This is a genomic window from Halobacteriovorax sp. GB3, from assembly GCF_028649655.1.
In the GTDB taxonomy this organism is placed as follows: Bacteria; Bdellovibrionota; Bacteriovoracia; order Bacteriovoracales; family Bacteriovoracaceae; genus BSW11-IV.
In genome coordinates, this window is record NZ_JAQSLN010000004.1 from 78,498 (window position 1) to 97,489 (window position 18,992).

Genomic DNA, 18,992 nt, shown 5'->3' on the forward strand with positions numbered 1-18,992 from the left:
TTTAAATCTCCCTTTTTTATTCCTTATGATGCTCTTGATAATCTTTCTTCGTATTGCTCCACTTCTTTACTAACTGAGATCTTCTTGTAATTGGCCACAAGATATTCTGTATCAAGTACCGTTACGGTCTTTTCATTGATATAGATTGTTCCCTTGATTCCTTCTCTATCAATAGTATTGTCATGTAACTCTTGATCTGACTTTCCTATATCATTAATCTTAGAAACCAGTATTCCATATTGTTTTTCATTTTTCTCGATAACGAGGAGATTGAGAATATCATCATTTTCAACTACCTCTTGCACTGATGTTGGAGAAAATCCTAAGAGCGTTTCAGGATGAATGATTGGGAGAAATTTCTCTCTATATCTAAGGATCGCTAGCTCGCCCGAATAAGAGATTCGACTGGCTTCAATTTCTTCTAATCTAAAAACATCATCTAAAGAAATACAGAAGTTCTCTCTCGAGAAAAGGTTAAATTGCATATACTCTTCTTCATTCACAACTGCCTGCTCTGTTTCAAATCGTTTGTATTCAAGAGACTCATCTTCAACATCTATTGAAATTTCGTTCAATTCAGCAAGCCCATTTGGATCGAGAATAAGGGCCAAGTCACCATCACCAACAAGAGTTGTTCCCATAAAGGCAATACAATTTTTCAATTGGTGAACAAGCTTTTTAACAACAACTTCCTCAATATCAAGAACATTTTCGACTATAATTCCAAATTTAAGTCCTTCACCAGTTAGAATAACAATCTCATTTTCATTTCGAAGATTTGATTCATCACTAAGACCCAGTGTCTTTGATAAATCAACGAGAGGAATTATTTCTTCATGATGTCTTAATACTAAAGAACCTTCCATATTCTGAACTTTACTCATTTCTTTTGCTTTTCCGAAATTTACAACTTCAGCAATATTATCAAGAGGAACAGAGAAGTGCTGATCAGCAGACTCAACCATCAAGGCCTTCATGATGAGGACAGATCTTGGAATTGGTAAAATGAGAACAAACTTTGAACCTTTTCCTTTTTCAGAATCAATTAAAATCTTTCCACCAGCATCGACAACGGAACTCTTAACCATGTCCATACCAACGCCACGACCGGAAATATCGGTTACAACTTGAGCAGTACTAAACCCTGGCTCAAATATTAAATTATAAACGCGATGCTTAGACATGCGCTCTAATTCATCATACTCATAAAGACCTTTCTCTAAGGCCTTCTCTTTAATTTTTTCAGGATCAAGTCCATTTCCATCGTCGACAATTTCAACGACAATATTTTCACCTTCTTCATAAGCATTAAGCTCTAAGTGACCCGTCTGGCTTTTGCCTTTTTCAAGTCTTGCTTCTGGTGTTTCAATACCGTGATCAATACCATTTCTAATTAAGTGTACGAGTGCATTATTGAGAACTTTACCAATTGAAGTATCTACTTTTAGGGCCTCCCCCTTAGTAAAAAATTCAATTTCTTTACCTAAGTTTTTAGAAGCATCTCTAACAACTCTTTTCATAGGACGAAAAACATTTTCCAATGAAACTTTTCGCATTTCAGAAATTTCAACCTGGAGCTTAGAAGATACCTTATGCATTTCTTCTAATGACTCATTGAGAACATCGACATCGCGATCTCCCATATATTTAGATTCAATCTTAGTAGCACTTTTAAGAATCATATTCCTAAGAACAGTTAATTCGCCGGAAAGTTCCATGAAATTGTCTAGGATACTAACTAATACATTAATCTTTTCTTCATCTTGCGTAGGAGCTTTTTGTGCTTCACCAACACTTTGCTTCTTAATGGCCTTTTCAGCTACGGCTTCTGTCGATGTAAAATCTCTATCAAATATTTTAATCTTCTCTTCAATGTCAAATTCGGAACCTGCACCTGAAGAAATTGAATCATACATTGTTTTTAATTCATCAAGTCCAGCAAGAAGTACATCAATAACTAGCTTATTTACTTTCTGCTCACCTGATTTTAACTTTCCAACAAGATCTTCGTATTTATGAGTATATGCAGGAACTGTTTTTAGACCTACACATGAAGAAGTTCCTTTAATCGTATGAAGAAGTCTAAAATATGTATTAAGTGCAACGACATCTTCTGGATCATCTTCGAGAATCAGAATAAGATCCTCGATCTCTTCTAGCATTGGAAATGATTCCTCTACAAATGAGCGTATCATCTCATTTTCTTCTTCTAAACTAGCTTGTCGAGCAGGAATACTTTCATTGGCAAGTTCGATTAATTTATCGCTATTAAATGGCTTTTCGACAAATGAAATTATTTTTAACTTCATTCCTCGAGTGGCCATTTCTTTATTGTAATATCCAGTAACAAGAGCAAAAGGAATATCTCCACCAGCTTCTAGAACTTTCTCTCTGAATTCAAAACCATCCATTTGTGGCATAGAAAAATCAGAATAAATAAATACAATATCGTTTGCATGAACTGCAACATAATCAGAAGCTTCATTTGGATCAGAAAATGTTACAATCTCGTATGGGAGATCCCCTAGCGCCGTTTCATAGATACTAAGAATTTCTACTTCATCATCAACACAAACAATTTTATAATTACTATTCATAATCGCTACCCTACTAATCTATCGAATATCTTTTAGTTGCTTTCTCATTTCCAAAATCGTTTGAAGTTCATCGCGCAAACTTATACGTAGTCGATCCTTACCTTTCTGTTCCAAAAAAGAGTCGAGATCACTAAATTGATACATAATGAAATCAATTGAACGATTGAGAAGCTTCATCGCTCTTTTTCTTGAGATAAGAATATTACAAATATTTAAAACTTTATTTTCATTTATTGGCTTTTCAATAAAACCTTGTGCACCACTATTTAAACTACGAAGCATAATCTCTTTCGTAATAAATCCAGAGATGAAAATTAAAGGAAGATCTTGATCAATTTCTCTTACCTTATCAAGTAGCTCCTCTCCATCCATTTCAGGCATACTAATATCTGATAAGATCAGATCGGGGTATTCACCATCAAGAGAATTTAAAAGGTCTTGTGCTTTAGTAAATGTTTTAGTTACATAACCTGCATCACTAAGCATATCATTAATAAGAGCAACGATTTCAGATTCGTCATCTACAATATATATGAATCCACGTTCTTTTTTTTCTTTCTTTTCTGCAAGCTCTTCCTTCTTCGCAACCAGAACCTCTTCTTGAATTGGTTCAGTAGGGTCCTTTTTTAGATCTTCAAAATTTGAGACATGACGAAAAGCAATCTCTTCTCCTGAAAGTATCTGCTTGGCAGCATCAATACCATTTAAGAAGTAATCAATTTGCTCTTTCTCAATGGTTCCATCATTCTTTTTTTCTTCAAATAAACTTTCGAGTTTATGCATGTGACTTTGAAGAGCATCAAGTCCAAACATTCCAGCAGCACCCTTTAAGCTATGGAAGGCCCTAAAGACAGCGTTGTAGTTGTCCTGAAAATCTGAACCCTTGTCCATTTCAAGTAGTCCGATTTCAGCTTCCTCAATAATCTCTTCCGCTTCAATCATAAAATCATGTAGTATCGTACTATCTTCCATTTCCCATTCCTAAAGTGAGTTCTCCAAAGTCTTTATCGTCTAAAATTTCTAATAGATTAAGAATCACTTACATAAGAAAATCTTAATTAAATTTTTCCTACTTTCCTGAGTAATATTATCCGCTAAAATAGTGTGGCCCCCTAATAAAATTCAGATAAAGATGCGGAGTAAGCTTGTTAAAAACGGCATTTAAATCACTAAAACTATTGAAAAATATTAAAATCCTAACAAATGAAAATAGTGACGATCTCATCCAAGAAAAGGCAAAAAGAACAATTGCTCAGCTATTTTTAAGTGAAAAAGGAATTCTCCAAAAGATAGGTCAAAATTTTGATTTAGATATTGATTTTGATCATGAACTTAACGAAAACGATTTTCTCAAATTGGCCATTGGAAGAAATGATATTGAAGCTATTTTGAAAGACAATTTCCCCCAATTCTACGATGAAATTGAACTTACAGATGATATCTTCCTTGGTTCTATTGCCCAGGTAGTTAAGGCCAGATATAAAAACAGAGAGATTGCATTAAAAATCAAATTTCCAAATATTGATCAGAAGATCAAAGAGCAATTACAACTATTAAATCTAGGCTCATTTCTTGGTAATTTAATTAATAAGAAATTTGAAATGGAAATGAGGACACTTGTCCAAGATATTGGAGCGAAACTTTCACTTGAATTAGATTTTAAGAGAGAAGCTCAGACGATAAAGGAATTTAAAAAGCTATCGGTTTCGAGAACCGTAAAAACACCATCAATTGTTGAAGAATTATCAAATGAAAATATTATCGCTATGGAATGGATTAATGGTGAAAGTATTGAGCAATTTGAAAACTTAACTAACAAACAGTTATCCAAAGCGATTGGTGCAATTTTTGAAAACTATCTATTAAATCTATTTCAAGATGGTCTCATTCAAGGAGATAATCATCCCAGTAACTATTTGTTAGGAGATGAAATCTTTCTAATAGATTTCGGTCACACAATTAGACCAAAACCTGAATTTAGAAAAGCACTCTATCTCCTCATACGATCCGTTATTAGAAAAGAGAATATAAATTATCTTGAAGCCTATTCATATCTAGGGTTCGATAGGGGGAAACTGAAAAATATTGAGCCATATCTTAAAATGATAACATTAACATTATTTGAACCTTTTACACATTACGGCGCTTATTCCTTAAAAAACTGGGATGTGAATAAGAAGATCGACTTTATACTCGGTGACTTAAAGTGGTGGTTTAGAAGCTCTGGAAGCAGTGAGACCTTCCAATTTTTGCGAAGCCTTTATGGAATACTTAATGTAATTGAGCAATCAGACACTAAACTTTGTTATATGGAGCATTTTTTTAATTCTACAAATAGCTTTACTCCTTGGTTGGAATCTCTCAAGCTCTCCCCTCCCAATAGTAATTCTGAAGATCACAAGCTAAGTGAAACGATTGTGATACAAGTTCTTGAAGACAAGAAAGTTAAAGCAAGAGTCTCTCTTCCTATTAATTGTTTATATGAACTTGAAAGTTATATTTCTGAATCGACATTGAAAGAGATAGAAAAGAATAAGATTAATTTGAACGAGGTAATTAAAGAAGCTTTCTCCAATTCTTTAAAGCCTGGACAATTATTTTATTTTAAAGACGATAAAAATAAAGAATATGACATTTCACTAAAATAGGGCCCGAAGGCCCATAAATTAATCAATTACTAATTCGATTTTATTGAAAAGAATATCACTTGTGAAAGGCTTCATGATGTACTCAACCGCGCCTAACTCTAGTGCACGCTTAATATAATCAGGTTTATTTTCCGTGGTCATCATTACAATTGGAGCTTTTGTAACTTCCTCAGCTTGATTCTTTTCTAAGAACTCAACACCGCTCATATTCGGCATATTCCAGTCTAAAAGAATTAACTCGATATCACTCATTTCACCGAGTTTCTCACATGCTTTAACACCATCTTCGGCCCACACAGCTTCGTGTCCACCATCTTCTAACATTTGCGATACCATCATAAAAATCGCTTTTGAGTCATCAACTACAAGTATTTTCATAAGTCTTCACCTAGCCATTCAATAAGTTTTTAATTTTCTTAATATTATTAGTATAACGTATTTTTTGTTCTTCAATCGACCAAAATTCTAGTTCATTTCCTGCAGAATGGATTGCTCCTCTTAAGTCCCAGAGAATATCAATACAATCTTCAAGACAGGTTAAGTTATCCTTAACCCATTTTATGAGTTCATTATTTGGAAGTTTAAATAACTTCTCTAAAAGTTCTTCAGTTACATCTAGTAACTTTTCAGAAATTTTTAGATCAGCTAAGCAAGCTGCTCCTTTTGTTATATGGAGTTCTCGATAAAGGCTGTTCATGATGTTTGCAACATCACTTCCAGATTCAGCTGTTGAATAAATCATCCCTACAACTTTGGACATTTTCTTATAAGTTTTATCAGTAAAGGTATCGAGATATTGTGAAACAAAGCCCTCAATTTCTGTCGAATTTGAAGAAGAATTATCCGACTCAGTAGTAGATGCGCCTGCACTACTTTCTAATTCATTTAAAATATCACTGCTAACGCCACCTATTTCTTTTAACGATTCCAAGGCAGCGGCACTTATTTCAATCTCACCTTCATCACTAGTTTCTTCATTAACAGAAGAAGCACTAGCTACAGAGACTTCTGCTTTTAAACTTGAATCATCAATTCCTAATTCACGTAGAGACTCTAAAGCAGCATCACTAATTTCAACCTCATCACTTTCGGCGGAGATAGAAGATTCAGGTTTAGAAGATTGTATATCACCAGCATTTAAAAATTCCTCATAATGCTTATTGATATCTTCAGCAGAGAGAATGCTTTTCTCGACAAGAATTTCAATAAAGTTAGGACGACTCTCTTGCATCTTCATAATCACAGATTCACATTCATTCTGGGCCAAGACATCAGCATCTAGACATGCATTTAAAAAAGAAATCTTCTTCTCATACATTATATGAATAGCTTTAGAAAGATTCATTTTTTCAAAGAAACTCTCACCTTGAATAATTTCGAAGACTGATTTCGTACTATTTTCTTGATCAGCAAGGACTTCCAATAATTGTCCTCTCGAAATTATATTTTTTGATAATAGATATTCACCAAAAAACATACTATATCCTCTCCGTTACTTTATTTAACAAGGATGAAAAACTATCAAGCGTAAGTGTTTTTACATCAATCCCAGTTCTTGAAACCGCCCCAGGCATTCCCCAAACGATAGAACTCTCTTTATCTTGAATAAATTGATATGCGCCTTTATCTGAAAGTGCTCGACAACCTCTTGCACCATCCTCACCCATTCCTGTTAGAATGATTGATAGGACTTGGTCATTATAGTTTTTAGCAACAGACTCAAAAAGGACATCTACCGCTGGTCTAACAAAACAGACTTTTTCATCTTGATTGAGCTTAACGATCATATTCTTATCAATTGTCATATGATAATCACCAGGGGCAACATAACACATACCATTTTCAACTTTCATCCCTTCTTTTGCTTCAACGACATCCACTGGAGAGATTTTATCTAACATACTTGCAAGCTTTTCTGTAAACATAGGCGGCATATGTTGAACAAGCAAAATTGGATAATTTGGTTTTTTATTTAATCCTCTAAAAATTTTAGAAAGTGCTTCAGGACCACCTGTTGAGCATCCAATACAAACAAGTTTTGGTTTTACAGTCATTGAGCCAACAATATCCTCCAATGAAGAACTTGTATCTTGCCTCTCAGCAGTACTAACTTGTTGTATGATTTTCTTAACTTCTGATCGCTTCGTTGTACGAGAAGCAAAGGCTTTGATCTTATGAACAAGTTCCTTTTTGATCATCTCAATACTTTCTTCAATACTATTTCCGCCTTCAACCTTAGGAACAAAGTCATCGGCACCAGCACTTAGAGCATCGATCGTTTTTTCCGCACCCCTTGTCGTAAAAGAAGAAAAGACAATAATATTCACATCTCTGTTAAAAGCACGAATATTCTTCAATGTCTCAATTCCATCCATTACAGGCATCTCTAAATCAAGCGTAATCAGATCGATATCTGGATTTTGCTTTAAAAAATCGATTGCAATTTTACCATTGCTAACTGCTTTAAATACCTCGACCTCAGGCACATCATTAAGTGCCTGAGAAATAGCCGAGCGGTATACAATTGAATCGTCAACGATCATTATTTTCAAAAGAATCTCCTAACTTAATCTACTTTTAGCTTCTCAACATATCCTTGAAGAAGATCGGCCATAGAACTAAGCTTCTTAGCTGCATCTTGTGCGCTAAGTGCGTCTTTACCAGTAACTGAAGCCGCTTCTGATACTTGAGAGATGTTTTCATTAATTTGTCGAACACCTTCTGCTGATTCTGTTACAATTCTTGTCACTTCGTTAGTCGTTGCTGCTTGCTCCTCTACAGAGGCTGCAATATTTCCTGCATATCCGTTTACTTTTTCAATAGCAGTTGAGATTTCACCGATTGCATTTACTGCATTCTTAGAGTCAGCCTGAATTGTTTCAATTTTCTTTGTAATATCAGATGTTGCTTTTGCTGTTTGCTTTGCAAGCTCTTTAACTTCATTGGCAACAACGGCAAATCCCTTACCTGCTTCTCCAGCTCTTGCCGCTTCAATTGTTGCGTTTAGAGCAAGAAGGTTCGTTTGTTGAGCGATTGAAGAAATAACTTTGATAACATTTCCAATATCCATACTAGACTCACCTAGCTGGTTGATAATTGAATTTGTTTCTTTTGCCATTTTCATCGCATCATTAGACATATTAGAAGCTTCATTTGTAGTCTTCGTAATTTCCTTAATTGCAGCAACCATTTCTTCCATACTTGAAGCAACAGTTTGAACACCGGCATTAACCTCTTCTGAAGCTGAGCTTGCAGTATTGGCCTGGGCAGAAGTTTCTTCAGCTCCTGCAGAAAGACTATTTGAAATTTTAAGAAGATTTTCAGATGCACCAGTAAGCTCGTCAGCACTTCCAGTAAGTTCTTCAACAAGCTTTAATTTGTCACTAATAACTTCCCAAGTAACCATAGGCCCTAGATAATTTCCATTATTATCAACAATTGGAGATACCAGAAGATTTAATTTCTCAGGTCCAACTCCAATGATCGCTCTATGTGGAAGGTTATTAGGATTGGCGATAATTTTTCTTTGAACCTCAGGATTTTTATGAAGTATATCAATACTCTGACCCATTAAATTTTCTACAGAATCAGGTAGAAACTGCTCTAAAGTTTTAAGTGTTCTTCTTGAACTTTCATTCATATACATAAGAACACCTTCTGGTGTAGCCATCATTGTATTAATTGGTGATTTATCTACCATCTGGCTCATTCGCGCCATTGTCTCTTCACCCTCTAGTTTTTTAGTAACAACATCCCATGTAACCATTGGCCCTAGATAATTTCCTTGATCATCTTTAATTGGTGATACAAGCAGATCTAATTTTTCCGGACCGACAGTAATAATAGCTTTATGTGGAAGGTTGTTTGGGTTTCCAATAATGCGTCTTTGAACTTCTGGATTTTGATGAAACCAATCAATACTCTTACCGATTAGGTTTTCAACCTTATCAGGAAGAAATTGTTCGAGAGTTCTTAACGTCTTCTTTGAATTTTCATTCATGTAAGTAAGAATACCTTCGGGAGTAGCCATCATCGTATTGATTGGCGACAAATCTATCATTGATCCAAAGTTAATCTTAGCTTCATTTCCACTGTCTACAGGGTTTAGGTTTACCTTGTTCATAGCTTCTCCAATTGGAATTAGTTTTCGTTCAATATCTTTTCAAAATCTAAAAGAATTAATAAATTTCTATCTTGTTTATAAACACCACTGATATATTTCTTTATCTTTGGATTTAAAGTCTCAGGAGTTGTTTCAAATGTACTCTTATCAATATCCATTACATCGAGGATCTCATCGACAATTAATGAATAAAGACTGTCCGCAGAACGAACAATAATATTCATATGTTCTTGTTCATTCTCTTTTTCAGGTAATCCAAAGAGTGTTCTAAGCGAAATTGATGTTACAATTTGACCTCTTAAATTGATTAGTCCTTTGACATAATCAGGTGCGAGAGGAACTGGTGTTAAATGTTGAGGCTTAATCACCTCTTGTACTTCGAGAACAGAAATTGCATAGTGACCGTTTCCAATTTTGAAACCACACAGTTGCTCTAGTTCTTGACCTACCACTTTCATTTCTTCTTCATTCATCACTATCTCAATGTTATAAAGTCATTACGTTATTAATCGCTTCTTGAAATGCTTGTTGATTTAATTTTTCAATCATCATCTTAAATCCAGAACGTATTCCTTCATCAAGATCCCTACTTTTAATTGTTCCTGACATAGCAATCACTGGAATATCACCGAAGTCGGCAACATGCTCTTTTACAAATTTAACGAACTCCCACCCATTACAAACAGGCATTTCAAGGTCTGTCACAATGATATCAAATTGATGTCTTCGACTTTTTAGAATCTCAATTGCCTCCTGCCCATGATTCGCCTCAACAATTTCAAAACCTAAATCACTTAAATGTTCTTTTTGAATTTTCTTATAAAGAACAGAGTCTTCTACAAGAAGAATCTTTCCTCTATTTGCTTGAGCTGTCTTCTTTTTAAGATTCTGACCAATCGGTTGCATATCAATTATATTATGGCAATCAATGAGAGAAACTGTCGTATCATTCACATAGATTGTTCCAAGGATTCCGTCTCGATCTACAGTATCAGAGTCAATAATATCCTCATTTAAAGCAATATCTCTGATCTCACTAACAATAAACCCAAAAAGAGAATTTCGAATTGATACAACTACACATGGAAGCATCTTTTGATCTTGATCCATGAGATTTGACGTACCGTTAAGCTTCATTGTCTTTTCTAAATTGATAAGCGGCATTGGTTTATTACGATAACGAATGAGAGGTTGATCACCACTCCATTCGATGTCAGTCTTTTCAAATTCTTCTAATCTATTAACAAGACAAAGTGGAATAGAATAATGACGTCCATCTCCTAAACGACAAAGAAGTACCTCATCAGTTTCATTTTTTAGCGTATTAACAGATTCCTGAACAACCATCTGGCTCGCTTTTTGACTATGCCCTTTATCTACATAATTTAAGAATCCAAGAGCATCAACAATCAGGGCTACTTTTCCATCACCCATAATTGTTGTTCCCCCATAGATTGAAAGATCTTTCAATTTACGACTTAATGCTTTAACAACAATCTCTTCTGTATCGAGAACAGTATCCACAATAAGTCCATAAACTTTACCTTCGGCATTGAGAATAACAATATTCAGAAAATCTTCTTCGTATTTCTCTTTTTCTTTTAATTTCTGTTTTTTAAGACCAATACTCTCACTCAGCCTAAACACAGGAATGAGATCGCCTCTTAATCGATAAAATTCAGATTCGTGTAATTTCTCAATTTGAGTGGAGCACTCATCACCCTCGAGCCTCACAAGCTCAACGAGATTGATCTGTGGTATTGCAAATGTTTCAACTCCACTTTGAACAACAAGAGCAGGAACAATTGCTAATGTAAGTGGGATCTTTAATTTAAACGATGTACCCTCACCAACTTTAGAGTCGATATCAACAGAGCCACCAATTTTTTCAATATTACTTTTAACAACATCCATTCCAACACCTCTGCCAGAGATGTTTGTAACTTGTTCTGCTGTTGAAAAACCGGGAAGAAAAATGAGATTTAAAATATCTTTCTTTCCCATTTGAGCTGCACGCTCGGGAGTAACAAGACCCTTATTAAGTGCTTTCTCAAGTATTTTATCTGGATCAATTCCATTTCCATCATCTCTGATTTCAATCGTAACCTGCCCACCTTCATGATAGGCTTTGATTAAAATAGATCCCTCTTCATTTTTACCTGCAATTTTTCTGGCATCAGGAGTCTCAACACCGTGGTCGACAGAGTTTCGAATGAGGTGGGTCATCGGGTCTCTAATTGCCTCTAATAGAGTTTTATCCAATTCAGTTTCTTTACCTGAAATAGTTAATTTAATTTTCTTTTTCTGAGACCTGGCGAGATCTCGTACAATTCTTTCAAACTTTCCAAGAACACTTCCAACTGGCTGCATTCTTGTTGTCATGATATCTGTCTGAAGCTCTGTTGTAATAACGTTTAATTCTTGAGCCAAACGATTGAGTTCTGGAGCATCTTCATTATTTGCAAATTGAAGAATCTGGTTTCTATTTAAAACCAACTCTCCAACTACGTTCATAATTTTATCGAGTAATTTCACATTTACTCGAACAACACTATCTGAAATATTTCCTTGCCTAGCCGCCGCAGGTTGCTCAACAGTTTTTTCTTCAGTCATTTTCTTCTCATTCTTCATTTGAGGTTTAGAAATTATTGGTTCTTTTGGTTTCTCTACAGGACGAACTTCTTTAACAGGCTCTTCCTTTTTCTCAACGACTTTTTGAACTGGCTTCTCTTTTTTAGGAGTAGCAACGACAGGAGCTTCAACTTTTATTGGTAGTGGTGCTAGTTGTCTATCACCAATATAGTTTTCATATGGAAAGTAATCATCAATTCTCGGAAGTTCGACATCATGTGATCCGCTATATTTTTTTAGAATATCTTCATAACTTTTTTCAGGCTCATTTCCTGATTCTTCGATACTTTTAAGAATTTCAATACAAGCATCAAATGTCTCTAAAAGTAAATCTACGTGATCACCAGTTAATTTAACTTCACCTTCTCGAATAAGGTCGAGGAGATTTTCTCCTTCGTGAGTAATTTCTTGAAGTTTATGAAGACCCAAAAAGCTTGCAGAGCCTTTGAGTGTATGGACTTTTCTATAAATAGAATTTAGTAATTCAGAATCTGTAGGAGTTTTCTCATACTGAGTAAGCTCTTCACTTATCCCAGTTAAGTTCTCAAATGACTCAATTAAAAATTCTTGTACAATGACTGAATTTGGATCGACCATGATCTACCTTTACGCTAATTCCTTTTAACGATTGGTAGAATTTTATCATATACAAGCGTAGATAATAGGGTCAGAAATTTCCCTAACCCTTTATTTTTCCTCAAGATACTTTAGGTTTTCCTAATTTTTATTTGCATCCCTCTGGAGTCTGAACAGTATTAATATAGTGGACTTGAACGATACGACAATCCTTGAAACTGCTATAAACTTTTTCCGTCACACAGTTTGGAGCCTTTCGATTCTCACTACTCCACTCTTGATGCTGACGACATTGTAGATAAGGAGTTCGATCAACACAAGCCCAGTGCTTTTCTTTGCAATTATAAACTAAACCTTTTCCATATTGCTCGTAACTAGGTGCCTCAATAAAAGGAGCTTTTTTCTCGGCCTTTTCTAACTTCTCAGTGATTTGATTCAATTTGTTTTCAAGGTCATCGGAAGTCAGATCATCAACAATATTTTCGCCACTTGTTTCTGACTGATTAATATCATTTTCTACAACAGGACTTTCAACTACTGGTTCCTCTTGTGTAACTTCTTCGACTTCTTGCTGCTCCTGAGGCCGTGCAACTTCTTGCACAGGAGAATTTTCTTCAACAGGCATATTCTCTTGCTCGGCGGCTTCTACTGGTTCATTTTCAACAGGTGTCTCTTGAACTTCAGGTGCTTTTTCAACAACCTTCTCTTGTTCAGCAAATGGATTTTCATTTTGAACTTGAGCTTCTTCCTTTTTAGGTTTTTCAACAGGCTTCTGTACTTTCTTTCTAACTCGTCTCGGTTTCTGACGGTTCATAACCTGAACTTCCTCACCACCCTGATCGGGATTGAGAACAAACATATCGAGTGCGACGTAACCACCAATGGCCACGATAAGAAGTCGAACTAGGAGCTGCTTTCTGTTCTTAGCTGCTTGGTCTTCACTATCTTCTTCTTCCTCGTCTTCTTCATCAGCCTCTTTGTCATCCTCTTCTTCAGATTCCTCATAAAGTGCTTTTTTATCAATTTCATGATCAGCAGTAACTTCATCTTCAGTGACGTCTTCATTCTCATCGTCATCTTCGTACTCATCGTCACTTTCGCCACGAAATTTTTCTGGTAATAGTTGTTTTAATTTAGCAAGATTGCTATTAAGTTTATCCTTGAGATCGTCAAGCATAGACAGCATCCTTAAGTAGTGTTGCTATAAGTAGTTAACTTATCGAAAATCCATGGAGAATATTTAGTGGTAATTGATGATGGTGTAATAAAATATGACACAAGCGGCTTTCAAAAGAGCGAACCTCTCTCACTGAGGGAGTTTGAGTCACTCGAAGCTTGGAGAAAAAAACTTTACCAACTTAATCTAATTGGCGAATACCCAATTGAAAAAGTCGGCTTTGGCAACCTCTCCTGCCTTCAAGATTATCAATCTTTTATGATTAATGATAAACCTCAATTTGTTATCACAGGCACACAAACGGGAAAGCACAAGAACCTTAGTGGAGATCACTATACTCGAGTTCTCGACTACGACCTCCACAAGATGACAATGAAAGCGATGGGCCCAGTTATGGCTTCAAGCGAAGCTCTTAGCCATGCTTCTATTTATCTATGCAGTAAAGAGATCACATCGGTTTTTCATATTCATAGTCAAAGTATATGGAATGGAATGATAGAACAGAATATGGATTCAACGCCATCGGATGTCCCTTACGGAACTTACGAAATGGCCCTTGCTGTTGAAGAATGTGTTGGAAATAAGAAATTTGGTACATTTGTCATGAAAGGCCACCAAGATGGTGTCATGATTTTCGGCCGATCAAATGAGGAATGTGGAGAATTAACATTAAAGTTAAATGAAAGATTTAATTCCTAGGGTGTTAGCTAATTCATCTTCGCTATCAAATCCACCTCGAATATAAAAAGATAAAAATCTTGTCTTTGGTGGTGATGTTATAAAGACATCATCTCCAAATCTTTCATTTATATCTCTAAGAATGTCACTATAGTGTTCTTCTTTAATTTTCTTTGGAACAATAAACCAACGACCGTGACCAAGAGACTCATCTAGATTCTTAATAACAAGCCCCATCGTCTTTCTATAGTTGATCTCGCACATTGGCATAAATCTCATCGTTCCATCAAAGTCCTTAAAAAAGAAAGTATCAATTTGAATAGAATCAAAAACTCCAAGAAGCAATAATCTTTCTTTGTAAAAATCGATAAGATCGTCTAGATTCAACCCTAGTGGTTTTAAAAGGTCTATCATTTTCTGTTTAGTTATTAATTCTCCACCAGAAAAACGACCATAGAGTCCATTAAAGTTTCGTACATAAAAAATATTTTCTCTAGACTCTATCGTTATACCAACATCAAAGATCCTCTCATAAAAAGGCTCTAGAAGGTATTCTTCACCCTTAAGATTCAAAATACTTTGCTTAACTTCACTACGAGCTAATACTCTATTTCCAGAACCTGAGACACCAAAGGCACTTTTTATAATGTATTTTTCATAGGGAGATGCATTTAGAAAGAGCTCTATTTCCTGCTCTTCAAAAGTGTTTAATAATTGTGGAAATTGAGCGAGGATCTCCTCAAAGATATGGCGAACTTTTGTCTTGGAATTTAGTAAAATTTTCAATTCTTTATTTTGAAGACTTCCCCACCAAGGGGAACAATCAGTTGAATTCGAATTAAGTCCAGGAATTACCATTCCAAATTTTTTAAGATGATTAAGATAGTCTTGTGAGTACTCTCTATGATTTTTCATCATCGAGCTCTCATCTTTATTTACAAGAAAATAAATGTACTCAAACTCACTAATGATGCTTTGAGATCTTTTCTCATTAACAACACCGTTAAGAGCATCTTCATAGTCAAAATTAACAATATCAGTTTTCACTTTTCCAGCTCTTGCGATTTGTTAACTTAAAATTGTCTCTATAATTCTCGATTGAATCGATATAGTGATCATCTAGACCAGCTCTTTGTCTTGCTTCGATATTTAAAACAATTCCCTTGGCCCTTGCAGGAGTTAGATTATCTGGCAGGTTTTCTAAATAATAATCCCAAAGACTTTTACTTTGTTTCCATGTATTGAGCCAAGTTCTTCCAAAAGCGACGTGAGAAATTTCATCTTCAAAAACAATATCCATTATTCTTGCAGATTTTTCATCTCCATATTCGGCAAAGATATGCCTATAAAAGTCAGCAAAATCTAAGTTCGCTTGCTCGAATGTTAAGGCCATGACACTAAAGAACTGCGAAGGATTATCTATCTTTGGCATTTGTCGCCAGAAGAAATCATTTAAAGGAACATCACCAAAATTAAGACCAAAGTCTTTCATGCGATTTACATACAATTTAAAATGTTTTTGTTCATCAGCAATTGTTTTTAGAAGACCCTTTTTCAGTTTTAAGTCTTCTTCGCTTTCACCCGGAAATTTTAATATTGCTGCGGCCATCATTTCAATTGCCAGTAGTTCATGATTGGCAAAGAAATGCATTGCAAGAGCTCTCTTTTCAGGTAGATGAAGCTTTCCCTTTCCGGGAAATCTAACCTGTTCATCTGAAAAGGCAATTGATTCATCTCTTCCAGGGTACAATGGCATATCATAAGGTGTATTATTATGAGTTATATCAATATTAACAGGAGCAAGCAGCTTATCTTCTAAGCTTGTTCCCATTAATAATGTTTCAGCATAATCATAAATATTCATTTCTATTTAGTCGTTTTTCTCTTTCTTGAAGGACGTTTTCTTTTTCCACCAAAGCTTTTTTCGCCAGGTTTGCCATAGCGGCTACGCCCCTTAAATTTTCCAGAACGTCCACTGTTCTCACCTTTTGAATCATCGCCTCTTCGACCTTGATTATTTCCAGTACGTCGTCTTCCACTGAAACGTCTCTTTTTGAAACATTCTTCACAAATAGGAAAGCGTGAGTCTTCAGGTAATTTACATCCACAACTTGAACACGTTGGAACAATTTTATCTGAAAGCAGAGTATTCAACTTATCAATTGCCTCTTGTTTATTATGAAGAAGGTCATTTTCATCAAACACAAAGTGCTTATTATTAAAGTGCCTTGAAAGCCACTGATAAAGCTCCACACATTTAATTGATGTTTCGAGATAATCGATATCATTCGATGTTGAATCAATGGCCTCGTTTGTAATTGGGCTTTCACTAACATAGTGAGTGAGAATCCAAACGAAATATTGAACGTGTTCCATTAACCCTTGATTAACTGGTGCACAAGAGAACCCAAAAATTTCAGCATCAGTTAGTTTAGCATCAGAATCTGCATCTTCTACCATTTCTGCAAGTTCAATCATTTCATTTAATTCAACACAGAAGAATGGTTTTTGGAAAATCATTGTGTTGAAAAGTCTAAGAAACTCAGAAAGTTTTAGTGTCGGTAGAGCATTATCTTCAAGTGCTCTGTTAACTTGATTAAAAATATCTAGATCAGGACCAACCATACATTGAGTACTTTGATCTAATGTTGCTCCTAATGCCTTATTAACGGTATCAATTCCATCTTCTACTTTTGTCAGACATGAGACATAACCCGTAGGGAATCTTTTGTAACGTCCAGCACGACCTGCAATCTGTTTGATTTCACTATCAGAAATAACAAATTCTTGTGAGTTAATAAATTTTGAAAGAGTAGAAAAAACGATTCTCTTAATTGGTAAATTCATTCCCATAGAAATGGCATCTGTTGAAACGATTACATCTGTTTCACCTTCATCGAATTTACGGGCCTGCTCTCTTCGAACTTCAGGACTGAGTCGTCCATATACAATTGATACTTTGAAACCAAGTCTCTCGAGGTCTCTCTTATAGCGAAGAGCATTTCGTCTAGAAAAGACAACAAGAGCATCGGACTTTTGCATTTCACTAAGAGCAATTGGCTTCTTTAAAACTTGAAGTTCAGTCATTCTTGTATAATTTTTAATTTCTAATTCATCACCACATAATTCAACGATCTTCTTAATAAGATCTAGTGCTGAAGGATCACCACAGACATGAATTTCAGGGGAGAAGATATTAACAAGAGCTCTCGTCCATGCCCAACCACGTTGAGAGTCAGTGATCATTTGAATTTCATCAATAACACAGCAATCAAATTCTTCTTGAAACCTAGCCATCTCAATTGTTGAACTATAGTGAGTTGCACCCTCAGTTTCGATAACCTCTTCACCTGTTAAAAGAGATGTCTTAACTCCACTAGCATTAAGTGTATCGTAAAGTTCTCCAGCAAGAAGCCTTAAAGGAGCTAAGTAGCATCCTTTATCAGCACCTTTAAGCGCCTCAATGGCATGATAGGTTTTACCAGAGTTTGTTGGTCCCATATGATAGACAATTTTTCGTTTTAATTGTCTCGCACTTGAGTGAACCCAGAACTCTCCAAGATATTCCTGAAGAATCTTTGAAGAGACATCCTTCTTTTTAAGAACAACTATCGACTTGATGAATTTTTTGAATTCACGCTTTAAGTACTTCTCACCTCTCCAAAAATTGTTAGCAAGAGTTTGGAAGTACTTTTCATATTCTTCTTCTGTTACGAGATCATTTGAAAATTCCATCGCTTCTAGTTGATTATCAAAATATAGAGCGAGGTTTCTTTTATGAAGAACTGAAAGTTTTGATGGGTAATGAAATTTCTCTTTGAGAATATTTTTCACTTGTACTTCTAATCGATTAAGGGAGCTTCTCTTCAGTTTAAAACGAACCTTGTAAAAAGTTTTATCAAGTTCCTTCTGCATTTTCTGATAGAGTTCACTAACAAATTCAATTCCGTTATCAATATTGTTTTCAATTGAAGAATATGATGTTTCGATGACTTCTTTACATGTATCAAAAACAAAATCCCTCAAGCGGGCCCTGAAGTCAGCAGAACATTTAACACATGGACACTTAAGTTCATTAGCTTTCAACTCAAGATTAAAGTTTTCGAGAATCAACTCTTGAGTATTTTCGTGATGCTTTAATTTATCTCGGCACCATCTTTCAATTCCAGTTAAATGTATTTTCAGAATTTTTTCATTTAGCCCACCATCTTGACCAAAATAATAGAGTTCCTTTTCTGGAAATAAACAATCATCGAGAAAAATAGTTTCTAATATATAGTCTCTTTTAAAAAACTCATGTACCGAAAGATACTCCGTAGAAAATAAATTTGCTAAAGATGGAGCTTTTGAAAAAAGCTGAAATAAATGTGTCTGAAACTCTTCAATAAAGTCTAATACGATTCCTGCATCTTCTATTGTACGAACATATTCGTCGCTATCAGAGAAGTTGTTTACTTTTATTATCGTTTTGCGCTCAGTTTCTAATAATGATCGAATATCTTTGAAATCTGCTAGCACCGGAATTGTTTGGTTAGACACTTAAAAAACCTTGTTTAGAGTAC

General features: G+C 35.2%; 14 protein-coding genes. 2 read left to right on the forward strand and 12 right to left on the reverse strand.

Features of this window, described 5'->3' with window-relative positions:
- Positions 1-23: 23 nt before the first annotated feature.
- Positions 24-2,597, reverse strand: coding sequence for a chemotaxis protein CheW (locus tag HBN50_RS13885; RefSeq protein WP_273870985.1), 2,574 nt, complete (start codon positions 2,595-2,597; stop codon positions 24-26).
- A gap of 18 nt (positions 2,598-2,615) precedes the next feature.
- Positions 2,616-3,569, reverse strand: a complete 954-nt coding sequence (locus HBN50_RS13890) for a response regulator (RefSeq protein ID WP_273870986.1) — start codon at positions 3,567-3,569, stop codon at positions 2,616-2,618.
- A gap of 173 nt (positions 3,570-3,742) precedes the next feature.
- Between HBN50_RS13890 and HBN50_RS13895 the strand changes: the two genes are divergently transcribed.
- A complete protein-coding gene (locus tag HBN50_RS13895; RefSeq protein WP_273870988.1) occupies positions 3,743-5,245 on the forward strand; it encodes an AarF/UbiB family protein in 1,503 nt (500 codons plus the stop codon).
- A gap of 18 nt (positions 5,246-5,263) precedes the next feature.
- Here HBN50_RS13895 and HBN50_RS13900 read toward each other — a convergent pair whose 3' ends face one another.
- From HBN50_RS13900 to HBN50_RS13930, 7 genes are all read right to left on the reverse strand, one after another.
- Positions 5,264-5,623, reverse strand: coding sequence for a response regulator (locus HBN50_RS13900; RefSeq protein ID WP_273870989.1), 360 nt, complete (start codon positions 5,621-5,623; stop codon positions 5,264-5,266).
- A gap of 10 nt (positions 5,624-5,633) precedes the next feature.
- Positions 5,634-6,722: a hypothetical protein gene (locus HBN50_RS13905; protein ID WP_273870991.1), complete on the reverse strand. Its 1,089-nt coding sequence runs from the start codon at positions 6,720-6,722 to the stop codon at positions 5,634-5,636.
- A gap of 1 nt (position 6,723) precedes the next feature.
- Positions 6,724-7,788 (reverse strand): chemotaxis-specific protein-glutamate methyltransferase CheB, encoded by a 1,065-nt coding sequence (gene cheB, locus HBN50_RS13910; protein ID WP_273871523.1) that lies wholly within the window; start codon positions 7,786-7,788, stop codon positions 6,724-6,726.
- Between the two features lie 23 nt (positions 7,789-7,811).
- Entirely contained in the window at positions 7,812-9,368 is a 1,557-nt protein-coding gene (locus HBN50_RS13915; protein WP_273870992.1) for a methyl-accepting chemotaxis protein, read from the reverse strand.
- Positions 9,369-9,385: 17 nt separating this feature from the next.
- Positions 9,386-9,841, reverse strand: a complete 456-nt coding sequence (locus HBN50_RS13920; protein ID WP_273870995.1) for a chemotaxis protein CheW — start codon at positions 9,839-9,841, stop codon at positions 9,386-9,388.
- A 13-nt stretch (positions 9,842-9,854) separates the two neighbouring features.
- Positions 9,855-12,596, reverse strand: coding sequence for a hybrid sensor histidine kinase/response regulator (locus tag HBN50_RS13925; protein ID WP_273870996.1), 2,742 nt, complete (start codon positions 12,594-12,596; stop codon positions 9,855-9,857).
- A gap of 127 nt (positions 12,597-12,723) precedes the next feature.
- The gene (locus tag HBN50_RS13930; RefSeq protein ID WP_273870997.1) at positions 12,724-13,752 is read right to left on the reverse strand and encodes a hypothetical protein; all 1,029 of its coding nucleotides are present in this window, start codon (positions 13,750-13,752) and stop codon (positions 12,724-12,726) included.
- Between the two features lie 66 nt (positions 13,753-13,818).
- Here HBN50_RS13930 and HBN50_RS13935 point away from each other — a divergent pair, with 66 nt between their 5' ends.
- Positions 13,819-14,451, forward strand: a complete 633-nt coding sequence (locus HBN50_RS13935; protein ID WP_273870998.1) for a class II aldolase/adducin family protein — start codon at positions 13,819-13,821, stop codon at positions 14,449-14,451.
- On the opposite strand, the gene HBN50_RS13940 is transcribed toward HBN50_RS13935, so the two are convergent.
- From HBN50_RS13940 to HBN50_RS13950, 3 genes are read right to left on the reverse strand one after another with little or no spacing between them, the layout of a single operon-like run.
- Entirely contained in the window at positions 14,428-15,477 is a 1,050-nt protein-coding gene (locus tag HBN50_RS13940) for a hypothetical protein (RefSeq protein WP_273870999.1), read from the reverse strand. The two genes, HBN50_RS13935 and HBN50_RS13940, sit on opposite strands and share 24 nt — an antisense overlap.
- Positions 15,467-16,294, reverse strand: a complete 828-nt coding sequence (locus HBN50_RS13945) for a DUF455 family protein (protein WP_273871001.1) — start codon at positions 16,292-16,294, stop codon at positions 15,467-15,469. The genes HBN50_RS13940 and HBN50_RS13945 overlap by 11 nt, the downstream gene beginning before the upstream one ends.
- Positions 16,295-16,296: 2 nt before the next feature.
- Complete coding sequence (locus HBN50_RS13950) at positions 16,297-18,969, reverse strand: helicase-related protein (RefSeq protein WP_273871002.1); 2,673 nt, start codon at positions 18,967-18,969, stop codon at positions 16,297-16,299.
- Positions 18,970-18,992: the final 23 nt, after the last annotated feature.

Bases quoted from the DNA above. Each gene is read 5' to 3' on its own strand.
- HBN50_RS13885 (WP_273870985.1), bottom strand. From the start codon at position 2,597: ATGAATAGTAATTATAAAATTGTTTGTGTTGATGATGAAGTAGAAATT.
- HBN50_RS13890 (WP_273870986.1), bottom strand. From the start codon at position 3,569: ATGGAAGATAGTACGATACTACATGATTTTATGATTGAAGCGGAAGAG.
- HBN50_RS13900 (WP_273870989.1), bottom strand. From the start codon at position 5,623: ATGAAAATACTTGTAGTTGATGACTCAAAAGCGATTTTTATGATGGTA.
- HBN50_RS13905 (WP_273870991.1), bottom strand. From the start codon at position 6,722: ATGTTTTTTGGTGAATATCTATTATCAAAAAATATAATTTCGAGAGGA.
- cheB (WP_273871523.1), bottom strand. From the start codon at position 7,788: ATGATCGTTGACGATTCAATTGTATACCGCTCGGCTATTTCTCAGGCA.
- HBN50_RS13915 (WP_273870992.1), bottom strand. From the start codon at position 9,368: ATGAACAAGGTAAACCTAAACCCTGTAGACAGTGGAAATGAAGCTAAG.
- HBN50_RS13920 (WP_273870995.1), bottom strand. From the start codon at position 9,841: ATGAATGAAGAAGAAATGAAAGTGGTAGGTCAAGAACTAGAGCAACTG.
- HBN50_RS13925 (WP_273870996.1), bottom strand. From the start codon at position 12,596: ATGGTCGATCCAAATTCAGTCATTGTACAAGAATTTTTAATTGAGTCA.
- HBN50_RS13930 (WP_273870997.1), bottom strand. From the start codon at position 13,752: ATGCTTGACGATCTCAAGGATAAACTTAATAGCAATCTTGCTAAATTA.
- HBN50_RS13945 (WP_273871001.1), bottom strand. From the start codon at position 16,294: ATGAATATTTATGATTATGCTGAAACATTATTAATGGGAACAAGCTTA.